Source organism: Pseudomonas sp. P135 (assembly GCF_020312125.1).
In the GTDB taxonomy this organism is placed as follows: Bacteria; Pseudomonadota; Gammaproteobacteria; order Pseudomonadales; family Pseudomonadaceae; genus Aquipseudomonas; species Aquipseudomonas fragariae.
The window spans coordinates 110,643-134,416 of record NZ_JAGPYR010000008.1 but is presented as its reverse complement, the minus strand read 5'-3'; the positions used below and the strand labels follow the sequence as shown (position 1 = coordinate 134,416).

Annotated in this window: 20 protein-coding genes and 1 pseudogene; 18 read left to right on the top strand and 3 right to left on the bottom strand. The window is 59.7% G+C overall.

The genetic code is table 11. The features are described 5' to 3' along the window. The first annotated feature begins 3 nt into the window (after positions 1-3). The 12 genes from KBY08_RS14655 to KBY08_RS14600 all read left to right on the top strand — a co-directional run bounded on the left by KBY08_RS14655 (position 4) and on the right by KBY08_RS14600 (position 11,765). Entirely contained in the window at positions 4-675 is a 672-nt protein-coding gene (locus KBY08_RS14655) for a phospholipase/carboxylesterase (protein ID WP_003400760.1), read from the top strand. Positions 676-708: 33 nt separating this feature from the next. Next, on the top strand, positions 709-1,110 hold the full coding sequence (locus tag KBY08_RS14650) for a DoxX family protein (protein WP_003400759.1): 402 nt from the start codon (positions 709-711) through the stop codon (positions 1,108-1,110). 71 nt (positions 1,111-1,181) lie between these two features. Beyond that, the gene (locus tag KBY08_RS14645) at positions 1,182-2,291 is read left to right on the top strand and encodes an S-(hydroxymethyl)glutathione dehydrogenase/class III alcohol dehydrogenase (protein ID WP_060406574.1); all 1,110 of its coding nucleotides are present in this window, start codon (positions 1,182-1,184) and stop codon (positions 2,289-2,291) included. Positions 2,292-2,361: 70 nt separating this feature from the next. Next, positions 2,362-2,940, top strand: a complete 579-nt coding sequence (gene gfa / locus KBY08_RS14640) for an S-(hydroxymethyl)glutathione synthase (protein WP_003400750.1) — start codon at positions 2,362-2,364, stop codon at positions 2,938-2,940. A gap of 373 nt (positions 2,941-3,313) precedes the next feature. Further along, positions 3,314-4,945 carry an ABC transporter substrate-binding protein gene (locus KBY08_RS14635; RefSeq protein ID WP_104652743.1) on the top strand — a complete coding sequence of 544 codons (1,632 nt, stop codon included), beginning with the start codon at positions 3,314-3,316 and terminating at the stop codon, positions 4,943-4,945. Then, on the top strand, positions 4,942-5,892 hold the full coding sequence (locus KBY08_RS14630) for an ABC transporter permease (RefSeq protein WP_003400748.1): 951 nt from the start codon (positions 4,942-4,944) through the stop codon (positions 5,890-5,892). The genes KBY08_RS14635 and KBY08_RS14630 overlap by 4 nt, the downstream gene beginning before the upstream one ends. Before the next feature lie 4 nt (positions 5,893-5,896). Then, positions 5,897-6,829: an ABC transporter permease gene (locus tag KBY08_RS14625; protein ID WP_003400747.1), complete on the top strand. Its 933-nt coding sequence runs from the start codon at positions 5,897-5,899 to the stop codon at positions 6,827-6,829. After that, positions 6,826-8,469 carry a dipeptide ABC transporter ATP-binding protein gene (locus KBY08_RS14620; protein ID WP_058821894.1) on the top strand — a complete coding sequence of 548 codons (1,644 nt, stop codon included), beginning with the start codon at positions 6,826-6,828 and terminating at the stop codon, positions 8,467-8,469. Before KBY08_RS14625 ends, KBY08_RS14620 begins: the two co-directional genes overlap by 4 nt. Positions 8,470-8,713: 244 nt before the next feature. Further along, positions 8,714-9,586: an ectoine/hydroxyectoine ABC transporter substrate-binding protein EhuB gene (gene ehuB / locus KBY08_RS14615; RefSeq protein WP_111522298.1), complete on the top strand. Its 873-nt coding sequence runs from the start codon at positions 8,714-8,716 to the stop codon at positions 9,584-9,586. A 57-nt stretch (positions 9,587-9,643) separates the two neighbouring features. Beyond that, positions 9,644-10,321, top strand: coding sequence for an ectoine/hydroxyectoine ABC transporter permease subunit EhuC (gene ehuC / locus KBY08_RS14610; protein WP_111522299.1), 678 nt, complete (start codon positions 9,644-9,646; stop codon positions 10,319-10,321). A gap of 3 nt (positions 10,322-10,324) precedes the next feature. Next, positions 10,325-10,975, top strand: a complete 651-nt coding sequence (ehuD, locus tag KBY08_RS14605; RefSeq protein ID WP_003400737.1) for an ectoine/hydroxyectoine ABC transporter permease subunit EhuD — start codon at positions 10,325-10,327, stop codon at positions 10,973-10,975. Beyond that, entirely contained in the window at positions 10,968-11,765 is a 798-nt protein-coding gene (locus KBY08_RS14600) for an amino acid ABC transporter ATP-binding protein (RefSeq protein ID WP_003400736.1), read from the top strand. The genes ehuD and KBY08_RS14600 overlap by 8 nt, the downstream gene beginning before the upstream one ends. Positions 11,766-11,832: 67 nt before the next feature. Here KBY08_RS14600 and KBY08_RS26800 read toward each other — a convergent pair whose 3' ends face one another. Continuing rightward, positions 11,833-12,537: a methyl-accepting chemotaxis protein gene (locus tag KBY08_RS26800; RefSeq protein ID WP_370661153.1), complete on the bottom strand. Its 705-nt coding sequence runs from the start codon at positions 12,535-12,537 to the stop codon at positions 11,833-11,835. Positions 12,538-12,738: 201 nt separating this feature from the next. After that, positions 12,739-13,761 (bottom strand): annotated as a pseudogene (locus tag KBY08_RS26795) (methyl-accepting chemotaxis protein); the annotation flags it as partial. A 317-nt stretch (positions 13,762-14,078) separates the two neighbouring features. Between KBY08_RS26795 and mexE the strand changes: the two are divergent. From mexE to KBY08_RS14570, 5 genes are all read left to right on the top strand, one after another. Then, positions 14,079-15,320 carry a multidrug efflux RND transporter periplasmic adaptor subunit MexE gene (gene mexE, locus KBY08_RS14590; RefSeq protein ID WP_111522300.1) on the top strand — a complete coding sequence of 414 codons (1,242 nt, stop codon included), beginning with the start codon at positions 14,079-14,081 and terminating at the stop codon, positions 15,318-15,320. Positions 15,321-15,332: 12 nt separating this feature from the next. Then, positions 15,333-18,524: an efflux RND transporter permease subunit gene (locus KBY08_RS14585; RefSeq protein ID WP_011268123.1), complete on the top strand. Its 3,192-nt coding sequence runs from the start codon at positions 15,333-15,335 to the stop codon at positions 18,522-18,524. Beyond that, complete coding sequence (locus KBY08_RS14580) at positions 18,524-19,921, top strand: efflux transporter outer membrane subunit (RefSeq protein ID WP_111522301.1); 1,398 nt, start codon at positions 18,524-18,526, stop codon at positions 19,919-19,921. The genes KBY08_RS14585 and KBY08_RS14580 overlap by 1 nt, the downstream gene beginning before the upstream one ends. A gap of 142 nt (positions 19,922-20,063) precedes the next feature. Continuing rightward, on the top strand, positions 20,064-21,158 hold the full coding sequence (locus KBY08_RS14575; RefSeq protein ID WP_111522321.1) for a tetratricopeptide repeat protein: 1,095 nt from the start codon (positions 20,064-20,066) through the stop codon (positions 21,156-21,158). Positions 21,159-21,644: 486 nt separating this feature from the next. Continuing rightward, entirely contained in the window at positions 21,645-22,007 is a 363-nt protein-coding gene (locus KBY08_RS14570) for a histone-like nucleoid-structuring protein, MvaT/MvaU family (protein WP_002553302.1), read from the top strand. A 473-nt stretch (positions 22,008-22,480) separates the two neighbouring features. Here the strand turns inward: KBY08_RS14570 and KBY08_RS14565 are convergent, their stop codons facing one another. Then, positions 22,481-23,089, bottom strand: a complete 609-nt coding sequence (locus KBY08_RS14565) for a DUF4946 domain-containing protein (RefSeq protein WP_060401079.1) — start codon at positions 23,087-23,089, stop codon at positions 22,481-22,483. Between the two features lie 100 nt (positions 23,090-23,189). On the opposite strand from KBY08_RS14565, the gene gloA reads away from it, so the two are divergent. Continuing rightward, positions 23,190-23,711 (top strand): lactoylglutathione lyase, encoded by a 522-nt coding sequence (gene gloA / locus KBY08_RS14560; protein WP_003315308.1) that lies wholly within the window; start codon positions 23,190-23,192, stop codon positions 23,709-23,711. The last annotated feature ends 63 nt before the right edge of the window (positions 23,712-23,774 follow it).

Genomic DNA, 23,774 nt, shown 5'->3' with positions numbered 1-23,774 from the left:
CTCATGCAAAACATCAACTTCTCTGAACCCGCACGCGAGTCCGAGTCGGGTATTTTTTTCCGTAAGGCATGTAGCACTGTCAACCCAAAGGCACGGTTGCTACTGCTTCACGGAGTAGGATCGAACGAAGCCAATCTCGCCAGTCTGGCCGCGTCGCTGCCCGAAGAGATCGAAATCCTGTTGCTCCGCGGCCCGCTGCAACTGGGTCCTCAAGGCTTCGCCTGGTACCAGGTCAACTTCACCAGCGATGGGCCTTCTTTTAACCAGGAGCAGGCTGAGTCCAGCCGCCAGTTATTGATCCGGTTTATTCAGGCGCTTCCCCCGCTGCCCACTGTGATCGCCGGGTTCAGCCAGGGCGGCATCATGAGCTCAAGCGTCGGCGTCACACAACCTGAGCTGGTAGCAGGTTTTGCGCTGCTGAGCGGGCGGATGCTGCGAGAAATCGAGCCAAAGATTGCGCCACGTGATCAGTTGCAAGGCGTCTCAGCCTTCATCGCTCACGGCCAGCAGGACAACGTACTGCCGATTGACTGGGCACATGAAGCTGACGCCTGGCTCAGCCGGATCGGTGTGCAGCACCAGACTCATTTTTACGACATGGCCCACGAGATCATTCCGCAGGAACTGGCTGACTTCTCGCAATGGCTGGACCGGACACTTTCGCTTTCCAACTGAACCCCACTGCTTATTTAACACAAGGAATTTTCCATGATCGATTCACGCACCGCGCCTTACGCTGCTTTTGTACTGCGCCTGGCATTGGGCCTCATGTTCATCGCCCACGGCCTGACCAAAGTATTGGTCTTTACTCCGGCAGGTACTGCTGGCTTTTTCGAATCCATTGGCTTTCCAGGCTTCCTTGCCTATCCGGTTATGGCCTTCGAAGTGATCGGCGGTTTGATGCTGGTACTGGGGGTCTACGCCCGCTGGGTTGCTGCAATCGCTGTTGTTCAACTGTTTGTCGCCGCCACCGTGCATTTCGGCAACGGCTGGAGCTTCACCAACGCTAACGGTGGCTGGGAATATCCGATCTATCTGTCCGTCACAGCGCTGGTCCTCGCTCTGCTGGGTGATGGCGCGTTTGCTGTGAAATCTTCCAGAACGCAGTGACAGGCACCTATCGATGCTCGGCCCAAAGACAACGATCCAAGGGTCGAGCATCATCAATTGGAGAAAATCACATGAAGTCTCGTGCTGCAGTTGCATTTGAACCTGGCAAGCCGCTCCAGATCGTCGAGATCGACGTCGAGCCGCCACGCAAGGGCGAAGTGCTGATCAAGATCACTGATACCGGTGTATGCCATACGGATGCTTTCACACTTTCGGGCGATGATCCGGAAGGCCTGTTCCCGGTAGTACTGGGCCATGAAGGCGCCGGCATCGTCATCGAAGTAGGCGAAGGCGTGACCAGCGTGAAAGTCGGTGACCACGTCATTCCGCTGTACACCGCCGAATGCGGCGAGTGCCTGTTCTGTAAATCGGGCAAAACCAACCTGTGCACCGCTGTGCGCGCCACTCAGGGCAAAGGCGTGATGCCGGACGGCACTTCACGCTTCTCCTACAACGGCCAACCCCTGTACCACTACATGGGTTGCTCGACCTTCAGCGAGTACACTGTTGTCGCTGAAGTTTCTGTCGCGAAGATCAATCCAGACGCCAACCCCGAGCACGTCTGCCTGCTCGGCTGCGGCGTGACTACCGGCATTGGCGCGGTGCACAACACGGCCAAAGTCCAGCCTGGCGACACAGTCGCGGTATTTGGCCTGGGCGGCATCGGTCTGGCGGCGATTCAGGGTGCGCGTCAGGCCAAGGCAGGACGCATCATCGCTATCGACACCAACCCTGCCAAGTTCGAACTGGCCCGTTCGTTTGGCGCTACCGACTGTGTGAATCCAAAAGATCACGAACAGCCGATCCAGCAGGTGATCATTGAGATGACTGGCTGGGGTGTCGACCACTCCTTCGAATGTATCGGTAACGTGCATGTGATGCGCGCTGCGCTCGAATGTGCCCACCGCGGCTGGGGCCAATCGATCGTCATTGGTGTTGCCGGTGCCGGTCAGGAAATCTCGACCCGTCCCTTCCAGCTGGTCACCGGCCGTACCTGGAAAGGCTCGGCGTTTGGCGGCGTAAAAGGCCGTAGCCAACTGCCGAAGATGGTTGAAGACGCGATGAAAGGCGAGATCGAGCTGGCACCTTTTGTCACTCACACCATGGGCCTGGATCGCATCAATGAAGCGTTTGACTTGATGCACGAAGGCAAGTCGATCCGCACCGTCATCAAATACTGATGTCGTCCACTGTTCCGGGGCAGTTGCCATGGAACCTGTTCCAAGTCACCCCTATAGCTGGAGGTACACTGTGAGCGATGTAAAACTTCACCCTGCGCTGGATAACGGCATCAAATCCGCTGCTACCGACTTTGCAGGCGGCACTCTGCAGTGCCTTTGCCCGACCGACAAGGTTGAGGTCAAAGTCGATGCTCAAACACTGCATAACCACGCCTGCGGTTGCAGTAAATGCTGGAAACCAGCGGGCGCCAGGTTTGCCGTCATCGCGGTAGTCAATCGCGACAAAGTCAGCGTTACCGTCAACGCAGCCAAACTGACCATCATTGATGCAAGCGCTACCATCCAGCGTCACGCCTGCAAAGAATGTGGTGCCCACATGTATGGTCGCATCGAAAACCAGAACCACGCGTTCCACGGTCTGGATTTCGTGCACACCGAACTGTCTCCTCAGACAGGCTGGGCAGCGCCCGGTTTTGCCGCGTTCGTCTCGTCGGTCATTGAAACGGGTACGCCGCCAGCTGAAATGGACGGCATTCGCGAACGTTTCAACACGATGGGTTTGCCAACCTACGACTGTCTTTCCCCGGCACTGATGGATGCCTTGGCAGCACACGTAGCGAAGCAAAATGGCGTTCTTCAGGCGAGCTGAGATAATCCCTGGCGGGCATCACCCACCTTACCAAGCGTGGTGATGGCTTATCCGGAACGCATGCACTGAACCATACAGCACTCACAAAGCCCTCCTGACTCGAGGGCTTTGTCGTTTCCGGGGCGCGCTGCAGACCCGTTACAGAAATTGGCCATGCACCATAAAATACCAATAGAGCATAATTACTAACTTTATAAATCATAAAAACCTATATTAGCTTAGAACAAAAAAGACTTTTACAGCGCATAATCATAAGAATACGGTCTTAAGAAATCAGTGCTGAAGCACTGTGCCCGACTTGAAGAGGACCTTCCATGCGCCGTACACCACCTTCGACTTTCTCAAATGGATTCGTGACTCGGAGCACAATGCGATGACCCGGCGCCCGCTCCTCTCGCGCCTGCTGTTTACCGCCGTCACAGCCATAACCCTGCTTGGCTGCTCACCTTCCGGCCAGGACAACCAGGCAGCCACAACCCTCAAGGTGGCGTTCTTCAGAGACAACACCACGCTGGTCAGCCTTGACCCCTTTCAGGTTTACTGGCTGGAGCATCGGGTGGTGCTGCGCAATATTGCCGAGTCCCTGACCGATCAGGACCCGCAGACCGGCAAGATCATTCCCTGGCTGGCGGAGCGCTGGGAAATCAGTGACAACGCGCTGGAGTACACCTTTCACTTGCGCAAGGACGTGACCTTCAGCAACGGCACACGTTTCGACGCTCAAGCGGTGAAGACGGCCTACGACGCGGACAAGTCGTTCGCCGCACAATTGCCAGCCACCTTCGGCGCCACTTACCTCAAAGGTTACGACCATGCCGAGGTGCTGGACGAGTTCACCATCAAACTGGTGCTGGCCCAACCCAATGCGGGCTTTCTGCAAGCCACCTCCACCACCAATCTCGCCATCCTGGCTCCAGAGTCCTACGCGCTCAGCGTCAAGCAGCGCTCGCTGGGTGCAATCATCGGCACCGGGCCATTCGTGCTGGAGCGCTATACCCCGGAAAGCGGTTTGCGCCTGATCAAACGCAAGGGCTATGCCTGGCAATCGGCCAATGCGCAGAACAAGGGCGAAGCGCATCTGGACGCAGTCGAGGTCAGCTACGTGCCGGAAGAAAGCGTACGTAACGGCCAGTTCGTTCAGGGGCAGGTCGATATTCTCTGGCCGCGCAACCCGTTCTCCGAGGTGGATCTCAACCTGTTCAAGTCCAGGGGCGCGACCATTCAAAGCCGGTCGCTGCCAGGACCGGCACTGAACCTGTACCCCAACACACGCGGCAATCGCATTCTTGCCGACCGTAACGTGCGCCAGGCTTTGCAAAAGGCAATCGACCGCAAGACCTATGCAGCGACGGTCTACAACCCGCAGTTCCCGGTGGTCTCCGGTGTCTTCGACATCACTACACCGTTTTACAAAAACCAGGCCGACAAGCTTGCCTATGATCCTCAGGGTGCCGAGCGCTTGCTCGACCAGGCTGGCTGGCAGAAAAATGCCGACGGCTATCGCTACAAGGAGGGCAAACGCCTGAAGCTGGCCTACAACCTGTCACCCGCCGAAACCGCTGGCGATGTACTGATCCAGGATCAACTGCGCAAGGTGGGCATCGAGCTCAAGCTCAACGTGGTGACCACCGCCGAATGGGCCGCTGCCAATGCGGCAGGCAATTATGACCTGACGTACAACTACATGACCCGCGCCGACCCGATCATCCTGCAGACCATCGTCGACCCGCGCAGCGCCAACAGCTCGACTCTGGCGACCAACCTTTACGCGCCGGAAACACTGCCCAGAGCCCTTGCGCTGTTCGACGCCGGACTGACCGCCACGCAAAGCGAGCAGCGTGCCCGGGCCTATGGCGAGTTGCAGGACTTGCTGATCGACGAAGGCTCGGCGTTCCCGGTCTACGAGCGGGTCTGGCAAGCCGCCACGGCGAAAAACGTACGCAACTTCCACTGGACGGCGGAAGGCTTTGCGCTGTTCAACGACATCGAGTTGGCAACGCCATGAGCCGCTATATCCTCAGTCGCATCGCGCAAGCGCTGCTGGTACTTTGGGGTGCCTACAGCGTCACCTATTTCATTCTGTACCTGCTGCCCGGCGACACCCTGTCGATCATGCTCAGCGCCTCGGGTGTCGAAATCGACTCACTGTCCGCGCAGGACCTCGCCAAGGCCAAGCTCTATTACGGGCTGGATCGGGGCATCTTCGAGCAATACGTCGATTTGCTGTGGGGAGCCATACACGGTGACTTCGGCAACTCGCTGACGCTCAATCGCCCGGTATCGGAGTTGCTGATCGAACGTCTGCCGCAAACCCTGAGCCTCGCGGGGCTGGCCATTGTTCTGTCACTGATCGGCGGGACAGGTCTGGCGTATCTCACTGCCTACGTACGCTGGCAGCCCTTGAAAGTCGCCTTGTCACGCCTGCCGTCGCTGGGCTTCTCGGTGCCGGTCTTCTGGCTGGGCCTGCTGTTCATTCAACTGTTCGCGTTCACCCTTGGCTGGTTCCCGGCGACCGGCAATCAGGGTTTCTCAAGCCTGATACTGCCCGCCGTCACGCTGGCGATCCCCAGCGCTGCGGTGTATGCCCAGGTCCTGCAACGCGGCTTTCAGGGCGTCTGGAAAGAGCCCTACATCATAACCGCCTACGCCAAGGGCCTTACCCGCGCGCAGGTTCAGGCCCGCCATGCGTTCAAGAACGCTGCCCTGCCGCTGCTGACACTGATCGGCCTGCAGGTGGGTAACACGGTATCCGGCGCGGTGCTGGTGGAAACCATTTTCGCCCGCTCCGGGGTCGGTCGACTTGCCCAGGAAGCCGTGCTGCGCCAGGACATCCCGGTGGTACTTGCCATCGTTGCGGTCTCCGCAGCTGCGTTCGTCGTGGTCAATCTGATCGTTGACCTGCTGTATCCCGCGCTGGATCCGCGCATCGCCCATACGCCAAAGGTCTCCTGAAGCCATGACTATCTTCGACAACCGCCTTGCGCGCCTGGCTCGCCTGGTCGTTTCCAGTGAAACCATTGCGGGTAAAACCGCACCTGCCCTGCAGTGGCGACGGCGCAGCAGCCTGAGCCGGATCGTGGAAGCGACGCGCCCCCTGTTGCGGCGCCCTGGTTTTCTGCTGGCCGTGGCAATCGTCGCCTTTGCGCTGCTGGCCGCGCTGGCACCCAACCTGCTGAGCAGCTACGCACCTTATGCCACCTCGCCTGCCGACAAGCTCACCGCGCCCAATGCCGCGCACTGGTTCGGCACCGACGAGTTGGGCCGTGATCTTTATACCCGCGTGGTGCATGGCTCCAGCCTCTCGGTACAGGCGGCATTGCTGGCTGTCGGCATCGCCATGGCCGGCGGCCTGAGTCTGGGGGTGATTTCCGGTTTCGCAGGCGGGCGCATCGATGCGGTGATCATGCGCCTGATCGATGTATTGCTGGCCCTGCCCGGTCTGTTACTGGCGCTGGCGATTGTCACTGCTATCGGTTTCGGCACCCTGCCGGTGGCCATTGCGGTCGGTGTGGGGATCATCCCCGGCTTCGCGCGCACCACCCGCGCCGAAGTGCTGCGGGTCAAAACCCTGCCGTACGTCGAAGCCGCGCGTCTGGGCGGTGCAAGCTGGACGCGAACCCTGCTACGCCACATCCTGCCGAACGCCTGGGGCCCGGTGGCGGTGTTGGCCACGCTGGACTTCGGCGCGGCGATTCTGGCCACTGCCGGGCTGAGTTTTCTGGGTTTCGGCGCCGAACCACCGGCCGCCGAATGGGGCACGCTGATTGCCAACGGTCGTCATTTTCTGATGACTGCACCCTGGGTGTCGCTGTTGCCGGGGCTGTTCGTGGTCGGCGTGGTGTTCAGCTTCAACCACATCGCCCGCACGCTGGAGGAGACTCAACGATGAACGACACCGCTCAACTGATCGACATTCGTCATCTGAGTGTCGCCTACCGCTTCGATGGCCAGATCAACCAGGCCGTGCGCAACGTATCCTTCCAGGTCGCCCGAGGTGAAACCGTGGCGATTGTCGGCGAATCCGGGTCCGGCAAGTCGACGATGGCCAACGCCATACTCGGCCTGCTACCGGACAACGCCGCCATCACCGGCGGTGAGCTACACGTCGATGGACACGATCTTGGCCATGCTGGCGAACGCGAGAAACGGCGAATTCGCGGCGGCACCATTGGTCTGGTGCCGCAGGACCCGATGGTCAGCCTCAACCCGACCCTGCGCATCGGTCGGCAAATCGCCGAAGCACTGCTTCTGGCTCACGGTCGACGTTATCCGGCAGTGGATGCCGATGTGCTGGAATTGCTGCAGCAGGTCGGTCTGGACAAACCGGTATTGCGCGCTCGTCAGTACCCGCACGAGCTGTCCGGCGGCATGCGCCAGCGCGTGTTGATCGCCATCGCCCTGGCCGGCAATCCTCGCCTGATCATCGCCGACGAACCCACCAGCGCTCTGGACGTGACGGTACAGCGCAGGATCCTCGATCATCTGCAACGTCTGGTGGCCGAGCGTGGTATTTCCCTGCTGATCATCACCCACGATCTGGGCGTGGCGGCCGACCGGGCCGATCGAGTGCTGGTGATGAACAAGGGCGAGCTGGTCGAACAAGGCCCTCCGCAACAGATACTCATCGCGCCTCGCCATGCCTACACACGTGCGCTGATCGCAGCAGCACCCGCGTTCGGGCAACGCAAGAGCCCGGCAATACCGCGCCCGGTAGCGAGCAGCGCCAGGCCACTGCTGACCTTGAACAACATCGGCAAGACCTATCGCCTGCCCTACGTAAAAGGCGAAGACACAGACTTCCAGGCGCTGCAGGACGTCAACTTCAAGGTGTATGCCGGCCAGACCCTGGCCATCGTCGGCGAGTCCGGCTCGGGTAAAAGTACTGCGCTGCGCATTGCGCTGGGCCTGGAAAAGCCCACTCACGGACGAGTTTTACTGGACGACCAGGATGTCACCGACCTGGGCTGGCGCGAATTCAGGCCGCTGCGACGGCGTATTCAGCTGGTGCAGCAAAACCCGTTCGCAGCCCTTGACCCACGCTTCACGTTATTCGAAAGCATCGTCGAGCCACTGGTTTCGTTCGGTCTGCTCAAAGGCCGCGAACTGGAGCAGGCGGCACGCCGATTGATAGAGCGAGTGCAGTTGCCCGTGGCCTATCTGGACCGCCTGCCGCGCGAGCTTTCCGGTGGACAGCGTCAGCGGGTCGCCATTGCCAGAGCACTGGCCCTGCAGCCCGATCTGCTGCTGCTCGATGAGCCGGTCTCGGCACTGGACGTGTCAGTGCAGGCGCAGATTCTCGACCTGCTGGTCGAACTGCAAGCCGAATCGGGCATTGCCTACGTGCTGGTGTCCCACGACCTTGCAGTGGTCGCCAGCGTTGCCCACCAGGTACTGGTGCTCAAGCATGGCAAGACTGTCGAGCAGGGTCTGGCCGAGGATGTTTTTGCCAGACCTGAAGCGTCCTACACCCAGGAGTTGATTGCCGCGATACCTGGTCGGCGTCTGGAGTTACAAACAGGGACGTACTGACAAATACCGGGTCTTGTAGAAATTGGCCGCCCGACGTTTGGAGTCCATAACGTCGGCGACTGTATATATGCATATTCTTTATTGATATTTAAATTATTTTTTTAATAGCTATAGAGTTGCACCTTATGCACCAAACGTTGCCGAAGCAGGATGCAGGCAAGACCAGGCTACCTTGCGCACCTGACCCGCATGCTCAGGCCGTATCAGCAAGAAGCCCTATCCCTCCCTACGTCGAGCACCTGCAATGAAAGGCATAAAAACCCTGTCGTTCCCAGCCCTGATGGGTTCAGCGCTGCTGTTGAATGCCGTCATCTCATTCCCTGCCCTGGCCGGACTGCTGGAAAAAGGTCGCACTGACGGCCTGACCGCTGGCATCGCCAATGAACAGCCCTATGCCTACATCGGCCCCGATGGCAAAGCCACCGGGGCCAACGTCGAGATACTGCGGGCGATTCTCGAACCGCTGGGCATCAAGCAGATCGAGACGCCTATCACTGACTTCGGTTCGCTGGTGCCGGGTCTGGCGGCAGGTCGTTTCGACTTGATTGGTGCGGGGCTGTTCATCAATCCGAATCGTTGCAAGGTCATCGCGTTCTCCAACCCGGTGACGCGATCCGGTGGTGCGTTCATTGTCAAAACCGGCAACCCGCTGAACCTGCACAGCCTCAAGGACGTCGCCAGCAACGCCAAGGTGCGCCTGGCCACTCAACCTGGCAGCAATCAGGTCCAGGAAGCCAAAGACAGCGGTATCGCCAACGGCAACGTGGTGTTGTTCGACAAGGACACCGAGGCATTGGCCGCCTTGCAGGCGGGTCGCGTGGACGTGGTGTATTTTCCCGACGCCGAAGTCATCAGTCTGATCAAGAAAGCCAACAGTCCGGACATCGAGCGCGCCTTGCCTTTCGAGCAGATCCCGGACGCCAGTGGCAAACCGGGCTGGAATTACCACGCCTACGGCCTGCCAAAAAACGACCCGGCTTTTGAACAGGCTTTCAACGAACAACTGGCGAAACTCCGGGCGTCGGGCGATCTGCTGAACATCCTGCAGAAGTACGGCTACACCGAAAACGAACTGGCTGACCCGGCCATCACTGCAGCCCAACGCTGCAACCCATGACCTGCCTCGCCCCGCGAGGGCGCGCAGTAAACGGCCCTGATCCACACGAGTACGGCCATGCCTGTTGATGCCGCAACACTGGAAACCGCAGGCTTCATTGCCAGACAACTGGCCCACGGCGCCTGGATCACCCTGCAGATCACCGTGCTTGCCGAACTGCTGGTGCTGGTGCTCTCGTTTGTAATCGCCCTGATGCGCCTGTCGCCGTTCAGGGCGCTACGCTGGTTCGCTACTGTGTATATCGAGGTGCTGCGCGGTATCTCGGCATTGGTGCTGCTGTTTTACCTGTTCTTCATCCTGCCGCTGTTCGGCATTCGCCTGTCCCCCATGACCACCGGCGTGCTGGGGCTGGGCCTGACGTTTTCGGCGTATGGCGCGGAGATCATTCGCTCGGCACTGATCAACGTCAGCCAGGGCCAACGCGATGCGTTGCGTGCGCTGGACTTCGGGCCGATAAACGCGTTTCGGCGAATCATTCTGCCGCAGGCCCTGCCGTTCATGATCCCGCCGATGGGCAATCAATTGGTCGAACTGCTGAAAACCACATCGCTGGTTTCGCTCATCACCCTCACCGACCTGACCTTCACCGGCAGTCAATTGATCACCACGCTGGGCCAGCAGACGCTGATCTGGAGCATCGTGCTGGTGTGCTATTTCGTGATGGCCTGGCCACTGAGCTGGCTGATCCGACGCTATGAGCAGCACGCCACCGCGTGGCGCAAGGCCAGGGGATGAACGATGGAATTTGATATCGCATTCGCCTGGTCGATTCTGCCGGAGCTGTTTCAGGGTTTGCTGGTGACTGTGCAGGTCGTGGTGCTGGGGTTCCTGCTCGCGGTGTTGCTCGGTCTGGTCCTGGCCCTGACACTACGCTCGCAGATAACCATCGTGCATCGCCTGAGCAAAGGCTACCTGAGCTTTTTCCGCAATACGCCGCTGATGGTCCAGTTGTATGTACTGTTCTTCGCCCTGCCGCTGGCGGGCATTACCTTTCCGGCGGTCACCACCGGTGTGATCGGCCTTGGCTGCTATTACGCGGCTTACATTGCCGAAGCGTATCGCGGAGCCATTGACGACATCCCGGCCGGACAATGGGAAGCCGCACGCGCCCTGGACTTCAATCGTAGCGACACCTGGCGGCGCATCATCCTGCCGCAGGCGTTGAAACCCATGCTGCCGGTGCTCGGCAATTACCTGATCGGCATGTTCAAGGAAACCCCGCTTCTGGCGGTGATTACCATCCCTGAACTGTTTCAGGCCGCCAAGCAGATCGCCGGCATGACCTATCGTTACAACGAACCGTACACGGTGATGGCGCTGATGTTTCTGGCAATCAGCGTGCCGACCTCGTTGCTGTTCAAATACCTGGAAAGACGCAGCCATGTCTGATCTCGCACACACCGCAATCCCGCCCGTCACCACCGCGCAGATACAGCTGAAACACGTGGTCAAGGACTTCGGCCACAACCGGATTATCGACCACTTGGACCTGAGCATTCCTCAAGGTCAGAAAGTGGCCTTGATCGGCCCCAGTGGCTCGGGCAAATCAACAGTATTGCGCCTTATCAAGGGGCTGGAAAACTACCAGCAAGGCAGCATAGAAGTCGCAGGCCGAGCAGTGCCCGCGCGCACATCCGGATGGCGCTGGCCTGGCGCGCGCAAGGCTCCGGTAGAACATCGGGTAGGCATGGTGTTCCAGCAATTCAACCTGTTCCCCCACCTCACCGTGCAGGAAAATGTCACCGAAGCGCCGTTACGGGTACTCAGACTGCCTCGCGAAGAGGCCCTTGAGCGCGCGCACCAATACCTCGGGCTGGTCGGGCTTGCGCACAAGGCCGATGCCTATCCGAGCCAGCTTTCCGGTGGTCAGCAACAACGTGTAGCGATTGCCAGGGCGCTGGCCATGCGTCCGCAGGTCATGTTGTTCGATGAGGTCACGTCAGCGCTCGACCCCGAGCTGGTCGGCGAGGTCCTGGCGGTGATTCGCTCGATTGCCCACGAGTTTCAGATGACCATGCTACTGGTGACCCACGAGATGAAATTCGCTCAGGACATCGCTGACCGGGTGCTGTTCATGGAGGGCGGCCGCATCGTGGCGGACGGCACCCCGAGCGAAATTCTGCTGAATCCGCAAAACGAGCGGACCCGAAGGTTTCTGCAGCGGGTGGAGCAGCGCTGATTGCCAGCGCCGCTGTTTTTGCAGGGTGAGACGTTTGAACTTCGCAACGATTTGAAAGTGGCGACCATCAGATCCGGAAGCGCGCAACCATGTCCTGCAGGTTGCTGCCCAGGCGCGCCAGTTCCACGGTAGACGCCGCGCTCTGCTCAGTGGCCGTGGCCGACTGATCGGCAATATCGCGTACGCTGATGACACTGCGATTGATTTCGTCGGTCACGGCGCTCTGCTCTTCAGCGGCGGCAGAAATCTGTTGACTCATCTGTTCGATGGTCACGATCGAATGAGTGATTTCAAGTAGCGAGTCTTCGGCCTGTCGCGCCAGCGCCACGGTGCCTTCAGTGCGTTGACGGCTGGCATTCATCAGCTCCGACGCTGCGCCGGTGCCATCCTGCAAGGATTTTATCAGCGCCTCGATTTCAGTCGTGGATGACTGTGTACGTTGAGCCAGCGAGCGCACCTCATCGGCCACCACGGCAAAGCCACGGCCCTGCTCACCTGCACGTGCAGCTTCGATCGCCGCATTGAGGGCCAGCAGGTTGGTTTGTTCTGCCACCGCCTTGATCACATCGATGACGCCGCCGATCTTGTCACTGTCCTGAATCAGGCGCTGCATGGCCTCGCCCAGTTGTCCCACTTCACCGGCGAGCTGGCTGATTTCACGCGTGGCGTGTTGCACCACGCTGCTGCCATGGGCGGCACGATCACTGGCCTGTCTGGCGGCCTGCGATGCATCTTCAGTGTTCTGCGCCACTTCCTGGACGGTGGACGCCATCTGGTTCATGGCGGTCGCCACCTGATCGACTTCCAGTTTCTGCTGAGTGACACCCGCGCTGGTCTGCTCACTGACGGCTGAAAGCTCCTCGGCTGCCGTGGCAATCTGTGTCACACCATTGCTGATACCACCAATCAGGGTCCGCAGCGATACGGTCATATGTTGCATGGTGTTTTGCAGCAGGCCCAGCTCATCCTGGCGACTGGTGCTGAGGTCGTTGGTCAGATCGCCGTCGGCAATCCGACGCGCCGCGATCACAGTCGAATCGAGCGGACGGGTGATCTGACGGGTAATCAGGATCGCCGCGAAGATACCCAGCAGCAATACGATCACCGCCACCGTGAGCAACTGGGTTACTGCGCTGTCTTTTTCTTTATTGGCACTGACCACCTGACCCGCCATCAGCTTTTCCGCACTGGTGACGATGTCCATTGACTGCTGGCGAAGGCTGTCGCGAATCTGATCGTTCTGTTGCATCAGTTGCGAGATGGAGACCATCAACGACTTGTACTGTTGCAGCGCCGCGAGCGCCTCATCCACCGCCGGGCCGGCCTTGTTCGGCAATTGATTGCGCGCGCTGCCCACCTGAGCGATCAGCGAGTCGGCAGCGTCGAAAGTAATCTGCCTGTTTTCAGCAGTCGGGATACTGATATAACGGCGAAACACCAGGCGAAAGTTGGTCATGCCATTGCGCAGGTCGCCGGCAATCTTCACCTGATCGATGCCGCTCTGGTCCAGCGAGCGGGAAACGTCGTCAAAGGTCTTTTGCAGCAGTGTTTCGAAACTTCCGCTGACCTGTTCGGAAATGGTGATGAGCGGCTGCATGGCCTGATCAATTTGCCGATTGTTATCGACCAACTGGCTGAACGTTTGCTTCAAGACACCCGCCTGGTCGCGAATCCCTCTGAGCATATCGGCGTTGACCGGAACGGTCAGAATCTTCAGGCCGTCCTCGATGGTCTTGCCCAGGTTGTCCAGAGCCGACGTGTAGCCCTGCGAATTGCTCGCGTCAGGCTTGGCGGTGTAGGTCTGCGCAGCGATCCTGAGGCTCAGCGCATCGGCCTTCACCTCAGAAACCTTGGCTGCCTTGCCCAGCCGTTCGATCAGCAGGTTGGTACTGAGGTAACCGATCGCGGTGACCGTCAGTACGCCCAGCAGTATCAGACCGAAGCCTACACTCAGCTTTTTGCTGACCTTCAAATTGTCCAGCCATGTCGACTTCATAAATTTTTCCTGGGGATTTATCGTGATACCCAAGGATCGACTGTCCGCTGAACAACTTTACAGGCGCGGCGATTGCAAAGATTGATCGATGAGATAGCAATATGACATGGGCTTTTTTCGGCGCCCCGTCAGGGCAGCACTTTCAACCCCAAATACCTGGCCAAAGTCCACCTTCAGGGTCACTCGGCCAGGGCGTTTCACAGACCTATAGGTACTCATCATTGTCGGTGATAGTAACCTTCGGTTTATTCGATTCGTTAATAACACCCCGTGCGCAACAGAATCCGCCCCATTCTTCACTATTGGCGGAACTTCCCATGCACCAGACAATCAGCCATCTGCGCTACCCTCTCACCGCCCTCGCCTTGATCGTCATCAGTGCCTGCGGCCGTGCGCCGGAAGCCACCAGTGCGCCTGGCGCGGCCAAGGTCAGTGTGGCCAAGGTACTGGAGCAGCCAGTCAACGAGTGGGATGAATTCACCGGTCGTCTCGAAGCACCTGAAACGGTCGAAGTGCGTCCAAGGGTCTCCGGCCAGATCGATCAGGTAGCCTTCATCGACGGCGCGCTGGTCAAGAAAGGCGATCTGCTGTTCCAGATCGACCCTCGCCCTTTCCAGTCGGAAGTCCGCCGTCTCGAAGCCCAGTTGCAACAGGCCCGCGCAGTCGCTTCGCGCAGTGACAGCGAAGCGCAGCGCGGTGAGCGCCTGCGCAGCAACAATGCGATTTCCGCCGAGCTGGCCGAATCGCGTACCACCTCGGCGCAGGAAGCCAAGGCCGGTGTCGCGGCCATCCAGGCGCAACTGGACCTGGCTCGACTGAACCTCAGTTTCACCCGTGTTACCGCGCCGATTTCAGGCCGCGTGAGCCGTGCCGAAATCACCGCCGGCAACATTGTTACCGCCGATGTCACCGCCCTGACCAGCGTGGTTTCCACCGACAAGGTCTACGCCTACTTCGACGCAGACGAGCGCGTGTTCCTCAAATACACCGAACTGGCCCGCAAAGGTCAGCGCGGTCAGACCACGCCGGTGTACCTGGGGCTGTCCAACGAACCTGGCAACCCGCACCTGGGCCAGATGAACTTTGTCGACAACCAGGTCAACCCGAGGACCGGCACCATTCGTGGCCGCGCCGTGTTCGATAACGCCGACGGTGCGTTTACCCCCGGCCTGTATGCACGCCTGAAACTGGTGGGCAGCGGCACTTACTCGGCCGTGCTGATCAATGACGAAGCAGTGGGCACCGACCTGGGCAAGAAGTTTGTGCTGGTCATGGACAAGGACAACAAGCCCGCTTACCGGGCTGTCGAGCTGGGGCCGAAAATCGAAGGCCTGCGCATTGTGCGCAATGGCCTGGCCAAGGATGACACCATCGTCGTCAAAGGCTTGCAGCGCGTTCGTCCCGGCCAGCCTGTGGACCCTGAAGTCACTCCGATGGCCAGCGCCGACACCCTCGCCGCACTGCTCAAACAACGCCAGGCCCTCGAAGCCAGCAACCTGCCACAAGTGGCGCCCAAAGCGGCCGTCAAAATCGCCAGCGCTGCCGCGCCGCGCGGCTAAGGGACTCGTCCGATGAACTTCTCCAAATTCTTTATTTCACGGCCGATCTTCGCCGCAGTGCTGTCGCTGCTGATCCTGATCGCCGGTGCCATCTCGCTGTTCCAGCTACCGATCAGTGAATACCCGGAAGTCGTGCCGCCAACCGTGGTGGTGCGCGCCAACTTCCCCGGCGCCAACCCCAAGGTGATCGGCGAAACCGTGGCCTCGCCACTGGAACAGGCGATTACCGGTGTCGAAGGCATGCTCTACATGTCCTCGCAGGCCACCGCTGATGGCAAGCTGACCCTCACCATCACCTTCGCACTGGGTACTGACCTGGACAACGCGCAGGTGCAGGTGCAGAACCGCGTGACCCGCAGCGAGCCGAAGCTGCCTGAAGAAGTGACACGCATCGGCATCACCGTGGACAAGGCCTCCCCCGACCTGACCATGGTTGTGCACTTGACCTCGCCGGACAAACGCTACGACATGCTGTACCTGTCCAACTACGCCGTGCTCAACATCAAGGATGAGCTGGCGCGACTGGGCGGCGTCGGTGACGTGCAACTGTTCGGCATGGGCGACTATTCACTGCGGGTCTGGCTCGATCCGAACAAGACCGCCTCACGCAACCTGACCGCCACTGATGTGGTCAATGCGATTCGCGAGCAGAACCGTCAGGTAGCCGCAGGCCAGCTGGGCTCCCCGCCCTCCCCGAATGCCACCAGCTTTCAGATGTCGATCAACACTCAGGGCCGTCTGGTCAGTGAGGAAGAGTTCGAAAACGTGGTCGTGCGCGCCGGTGCCGATGGCGAAATCACTCGCCTCAAGGACATTGCCCGCATCGAGCTGGGTTCCAGCCAGTACGCGTTGCGCTCGCTGCTCAACAACCAGCCTGCGGTCGCGATCCCGATCTTCCAGCGTCCCGGCTCCAACGCCATCGACATCTCCAACGATGTACGGGCACGGATGGCCGAGCTCAAGCAAAGCTTCCCGGAAGGCATGGACTACAGCATCGTCTATGACCCGACGATCTTCGTCCGTGGCTCCATCGAGGCGGTGATTCACACGCTGTTCGAAGCCCTGATTCTGGTAGTGCTGGTCGTCATCCTGTTCCTGCAGACCTGGCGCGCGTCGATCATCCCGCTGGTGGCCGTACCGGTCTCGTTGATCGGCACCTTTGCGGTCATGCATATGTTCGGTTTCTCGCTGAACGCGCTGTCCTTGTTCGGCCTGGTACTGGCGATCGGTATCGTGGTCGACGATGCCATCGTGGTGGTGGAGAACGTCGAACGGAACATCGAGCTGGGCCTGGAACCGGTCGCCGCCACGCACAAGGCCATGGCCGAAGTGACGGGGCCGATCATCGCGACGGCGCTGGTGCTGTGCGCCGTGTTCGTGCCTGCGGCGTTTATCTCCGGGCTCAGCGGGCAGTTCTATAAGCAGTTCGCGCTGACCATCGCCATCTCGACGGTCATTTCCGCCTTCAACTCGCTGACCCTGTCGCCTGCACTGGCGGCGGTATTGCTCAAAGGTCATGACGCGCCCAAGGATCGCTTCTCGCGGTTCCTCGACAAAATGCTCGGCAGCTGGCTGTTCCGTCCGTTCAACCGCTTTTTCGAGAAAGCCAGCCACGGCTATGTCGGCACGGTCGCCAGGGTCATTCGCAGCAGCGGTATTGCCTTGCTGGTCTACGCGGGCCTGATGGTTTTGACCTGGATGGGCTTTGCCAGCACACCAACCGGTTTCGTACCGAGCCAGGACAAGCAATACCTGGTCGCATTTGCCCAGTTGCCGGACGCCGCAAGCCTGGACCGCACCGAGGATGTCATCAAGCGCATGTCGGAGCTGGCCCTCAAGCAGCCTGGCGTGCAGGATGCGATTGCCTTCCCGGGGCTGTCGATCAACGGCTTCACAAACAGCCCGAATAACGGCGTGGTGTTCGTGACCCTCAAACCGTTCGACGAACGCAAGGACCCGAGCCTCTCGGCCAACGCGATTGCCGGTGCACTGAACGGTCAGTTCGCCTCGATTCAGGAAGCCTACATGGCGATCTTCCCGCCACCACCGGTACAAGGCCTGGGCACCATCGGCGGCTTCCGTCTGCAAATCGAGGACCGTGGCAACCTCGGCTATGACGAGCTGTACAAGGAAACCCAGAACATCATCGCCAAAAGCCGCAGCGTGCCGGAACTGGCCGGACTGTTTACCAGCTACACGGTGAACGTACCGCAAGTCGATGCCGCGATTGACCGCGAGAAAGCCAAGACCCACGGCGTGGCAGTCAGCGATATTTTCGACACCCTGCAGGTGTATCTGGGTTCGCTGTACGCCAACGACTTCAACCGCTTCGGCCGCACCTATCAGGTCAATGTCCAGGCTGAACAGCAGTTCCGTCAGGATGCCGATCAGATCGGTCAGCTCAAGGTGCGCAATAACCTGGGCGAGATGATCCCGCTGGCGACCTTCGTCAAGGTCAGCGATACCGCAGGCCCTGACCGCGTCATGCACTACAACGGCTTCATCACTGCTGAAATCAACGGTGCAGCGGCACCGGGCTACAGCTCTGGCCAGGCTCAGGCAGCAGTCGAGAAACTGCTTCGCGAGGAACTGCCCACCGGCATGATCTACGAATGGACCGACCTGACCTATCAGCAGATCCTTTCGGGCAATACCGCGCTGTTCGTGTTCCCGCTCTGTGTGCTGCTGGCGTTTCTGGTGCTGGCAGCCCAATACGAAAGCTGGAGCCTGCCGCTGGCGGTGATCCTGATCGTACCGATGACCCTGCTCTCGGCGATTGCCGGGGTAATGATCGCTGGCAGCGACAACAACATCTTCACTCAGATCGGCCTGATCGTGCTGGTAGGCCTGGCGTGCAAGAACGCGATTCTGATCGTCGAGTTCGCCAAGGACAAACAGGCCGAAGGGATGAGCCCGCTGGATGCGGTACTGGAAGCCTGCCGCCTGCGTCTGCGTCCGATCCTGATGACCTCGTTCGCCTTCATCATGGGTGTCGTGCCGCTGGTGCTGTCCAGCGGTGCAGGTGCCGAGATGCGCCATGCCATGGGTGTCGCGGTGTTCTCCGGGATGCTGGGGGTCACCTTCTTCGGCCTGCTGCTGACGCCGGTGTTCTACGTGCTTATCCGTAATTACGTCGAACGCCAGGAGGCCCGCAAGGCCGCCAGGGTAAACAGCCAGCAAAACCTGCCTGCGGAGATGCATTGATGAGTGCGTACAAAGTCTTCATCCCGAGCCTGCTGGTCATGGCACTGGCGGCCTGCGCCGTAGGCCCGGACTACCAGGCACCGGTCACGGCGCCAGCGAAACTGGCGTCCGCCGCCCAAGGCAACTATGACCGCAGCAAAGTGGACAGGGTGTGGTGGCAGCAGTTCGAGGACCCGACCCTCAATAAACTGGTGGCCAGGTCACTGGACGGCAACCGCGATCTGCGCGTCGCCTTCGCCCGGCTCAAGTCGGCGCGCGCCATTCGCGATGACGTCGCCAACGATGTGATGCCAGTGGTGACCAGCCGCGCCAGCAGCGACATCGGCAAGGGTCAGCAACCCGGCATCACCGAGCGCCGGGTCAACAGCGAGCGCTATGACCTGGGCCTGGACATGGCCTGGGAAGTGGACCTGTTCGGACGTATACAGCGCCAGCTGGAAGCCAGCGATGCCGATCAGGACGCTGCAGAGGCCAACCTCTATCAGCTGCAGGTCACGCTGATTGCCGAGGTGGTCGACGCCTACGGTCAACTGCGCGGCGCACAACTGCGTGAAGCCATTGCCCGCGACAACCTGAAAAATCAGCAAAGTTCTCAGGACGTGACCACGCAATTGCGCGATGCGGGCGTGGGCAACGAGCTGGATGTGGTGCGTGCCGAGGCACGACTGGCCGCCGTCGAGGCGACCGTTCCGCAGTTGCAGGCCGAGCAGGCTCGCCAACGCAATCGCATCGCCACGTTACTGGGCGAGCGTCCGGAAAACCTCAGCGCCGACTTGAGCCCGAGCAAGCTGCCGGCCATCGCCAAGGCCTTGCCGATTGGCGACCCGACGCAAGTGTTGCGCAATCGGCCCGACATCCGCGCAGCCGAGCGACAACTCGCTGCCTCGACCGCCCGTATCGGCGTCGCGACTGCCGATCTGTTCCCAAGGGTCAGCCTGAGCGGGTTTCTGGGCTTTACCGCCGGACGCGGCTCGCAGATCGGTTCGTCAGCGGCCAGAGCCTGGTCGCTGGGCCCCAGCATCACCTGGGCGGCCTTCGATCTGGGCAGTGTCCGGGCGCAGATTCGCAGTGCCGACGCCGACGCAGAAGGCGCACTGGCCAACTATGAGCAGCAGGTGCTGCTCGCGCTGGAAGAGTCGGAGAACGCGTTCAGCGACTACGACAAACGCCAGCAGCGGCTGGTCTCACTGATGCGCCAGAGCGATGCGAGTCGCTCGGCGGCCAGACTGGCCTCGGTGCAGTATCGCGAAGGCACGGCGGACTTTCTGGTCCTGCTGGATGCCGAGCGCGAGCGTCTGGCGGCCGAGGACGCTCAGGCGCAGGCAGAAATCGAGCTGTACCGTGGCATTGTGGCCATCTACAAGGCACTGGGTGGCGGCTGGCAACCTCAGGCCTGAACCTGAAAAGCCGGTAAACCCGCCCCGCGTCCGATCAGGCCGCGGGGCTTTTTTTGCCTGAAATCCGGCTGCATCATGATTGCCGTTTGACAGCTGCCAGCCACTCCCCGAAGCTGCAACCCGTCAAGCATTGGAAATCGATATGCCCAGACTTTCTACCACGGGGTTATCGCCTCAACCCACTTCTCGACGTCGCTGGCTGATCGGCGCAGCGGCTGCAGCGCTGCTGGTGCTTTCGCTGGTTTTCTGGTGGTGGCGCATGCCCGTCCAGACGGCCCCGGCCAAGCTCAGTCATACCTATGCCCAGGCGCTGGAGCAGGCACATGACGGCAAACCCGGTGCCGCGCGCGTGCTGTACCAACAACTGGCGCGGACTGACCTGTCTGACGCACAACGCATCAGCCTGCTCGCCGAACTGAGCGACTACCCCAGCCCCCAGGCCCTCAAGTTGCTCGATGCGGCCTTGAGTAACCCGTCCGCTCAAGTGCGCGAGGCGGCCATCGATGTCAGCGTCAGGCTGGTCTCCAACAGCCAGCGCAGTCTGTTGCTCGGACCGCTGCTGGATGACGCCGAACAATCCGTCAGGTTTCGCGCCACCGGCGCCCTGCTTGGCCTCTCCCCCGATGAGCTGGGCCTGTACTTTGCCGTTCTGCAGCAAAGTGCCGAGGCGTTTCAGGAATCACTCAAGAGCCAGCCGCAAAACGCCCAAAACCAGTTGCAACTGGCCAGGCTGTATCTGCAGACCGGCGACCTGGAACCCGCGCTCGCGGCACTACGGCGGGCCACCGCGCTGGACCCGGGCAATATCGAAGCAGCGCTGGCGCACATCGAATTACTGGACCGCAAGGGCCAGGCCGAGCAGGCGCGCGGCCTTTTCGCACAGTTGCTGGAGCACAATCCTGGCTCGTCCCTGCTCCAGCATGCGCTGGGCATGTGGCTGCTGAACCACGGCCAGGCCGAATTCGCCGTGCTCAGCCTGGCCAAGGCCACGGAACTGGCACCCGATAACAATGACTATCGCTATGACCTGGCGGTGGCCCTGCACTCGTTGAACGAGCTCGAAGCGGCACAGCGCCAGTTGACCCAGATCGTTCAGAACCAGCCCGCCAATCGCAAGGCCAGGGTGCTGCTGATCCAGTACTGGAAAGAGAACGGCCAGTTGCAAAACGTGCAGATTCTGCTGGCCGAGCTCGAGCAGCAGAACCCGGATGACCCTGTGCTGCAACAGGGACTGTAGGGTCACAAACGCAACGCTGAGACGGGCGAAAGGCCATCTTTGAAGGGTCTACGCGCCTTTCAGCACGTGGCCTTCAGACATTCCGGCCATTTCCTCACTCAACACTCCTTTTGCCTGTGGGATATTTCTTTTTCTAAGCCCTTCACTCTCTCATGGCACGTTTTCCATCCATGGCTAATATCGGAAATAACTTACAACACCCCTCAGCCTACAACACGGACATCACCCCCTATATCCAACATCGTTCCCCCATGCCATTTAACGAATTTGAGAAAGGCTATTTTCTAACTGAAAAAAAAAGTGCATCATTTGCGGGCGACTGAGTTATAAATACCCTCTATCTGCACAACGACAAGCCGCAAAGGCCAAGTTTCAGCATAGAAACCGCAGGTATCGGGCACCCTCGAGTGAGCGAATCGACCCATCAGTTTTGTCTCATCGCTTTATAGGGCTGACAACAGCCATTACATTGTTGGAGTATATTAATTGTCCAGACTTGCCGAGTTTCGAGCAGCAGAGAAAGCCCTTCAGGAACAGCTTGCACAGCTGGAATCGTTGAAGAATGACGCCGGATTGAAGAAGGAGATCGAATTCGAGCAAAAGCTCCAGGACCTGATGGGCACCTACGGCAAAAGCCTGCGTGACATCATCGCAATCCTTGACCCTTCGAGTGCCACCTCGCTGGTTGCACCCGCAGGGCCCAAGCGTCGCCGTGCACGCGTGGTCAAGGTGTACCAGAACCCGCACACCGGCGAGCTGATTGAAACCAAGGGCGGCAACCATCGCGGCCTCAAGGCGTGGAAAGAGCAATACGGTGTAGACACTGTTGATTCATGGCTGCGTGCCTGATTGCAAGTTGTCACTTGAAGCCCTGCACGTGCAGGGCTTTTTTATCTCCGGCACTGCAGATGAACACCTGCGCATTGCAGCGCTGCGCTCAGGCGTCATCACACAGTGCCTGCCGGTCCGCGCCGGGAATTCATATACATGATTAGGTGAACTGTCCGGTTCGTATACTTCAATGCACCGGGTAAATGCCGCGGGAATAATGACGCCAATAAATCCGGATTATGCGATTCAGCACACAGTTACAAACCTGAACAGTTGCTGAAGTGTGTAGAGTAATTATTCAGGTCGACAGCATGATGAGATACAGCACTATTTGTTTCTCAATGATTCGGTGCGCTGAACAGCATCGAATGCGCAGCCCAGCGCAGCTTCACACTTTTTTCACATGGACTCTCGGATGATGAAGACCGCTAAAGGAATAGCGCCCCATGCCCGCCTCGGCGGGCTTCTTTTTGCCTGCGAAAAGGCAGATGTCACTGCCTAATGTCCAGACGCAGACTCTCGCGAATACGCAGTGCCTCATCCTTGTTGCTCGCATAGCCGTCTGCCGATCCCGCATAAGACAACGACCAGGCCAGATCCTTGCTGGCGGCCGCGACCAGTGTCTGGGTCAGCACGTGCACACCGTTCTGGGTAATGGTGCAGGTGGTTTCGAGCGCGGGCACCACGCTGAGCCGGCTTTCGCGGACATGCGTGCAGGCGCTCTGCAATCCGCTGCGGGCAAAATTGACCTGAACCGACTTGCGCATTTCCAGCAGAACGCCCTGGACGTTGACCTCATGCCCCGGCGTCAGGCGCGTCTGGGTGAGCTCCATGACCATCAGCGGATTTCCACTTTGATCGTTTTTAACCGCGCGCTGTCTGACCTGCACGGAAGGTTGAACGGGCTCGCCCGACTCGGTCGGTAACGACTCGACCTCCCAGCCTGCGGGCCAGACGATCATCGCATCGGCGGCATGGACCTGGGCAGTGCCCAGCAGCAGGAACAGGCACAGGCTTGGCACGGAGCGTCGGTAGTGCGAAAGGATCATGATCGGGTCGCCAGAACGGTTGACCGGAAATTCTGAGCCTGTTGTCGGCATCGAGCAAGGCCGACGCGACGTTATCCAAGCCGGGTTTGGCACTGCTCGCCCTGCCCCGTATCATTTGGCATTATTTGTACATTCTGTTGGAGACACATTGATGAGCTTGCACGAACTCAACACCCTACCGGGCGTCACAGCCAATCCTGAAGCGGCCACCCGGCAGTTTGTGTTCAACCACACCATGCTGCGCGTCAAGGACATCACCAAATCGCTGGACTTCTACACCCGTGTACTGGGCTTCAGCCTGGTCGAAAAACGAGACTTCCCGGAAGCCGAATTCAGCCTGTACTTCCTGGCGCTGGTCGACAAGGCGCAGATCCCGGAAGACGACGCTGCGCGCAACGAATGGATGAAGTCGATCCCCGGCATTCTAGAGCTGACCCATAACCACGGCACCGAAAGCGATGCCACAGCGTCGTACCACAACGGCAACAGCGACCCGCGCGGCTTTGGCCATATCTGCGTGTCGGTGCCTGACGTGAAAGTCGCCTGCGAGCGATTCGAAAGCCTCGGCGTCGACTTCCAGAAGCGCTTGTCCGACGGCCGCATGAACAGCCTGGCCTTTATCAAGGACCCGGATGGCTACTGGGTAGAGATCATCCAGCCTACACCGCTCTGAGACTGGCGGTGATCGCTCCGGCGAGGAGCGATCAGCCTGAAAAACAAAAAGCCCCGTGATCGC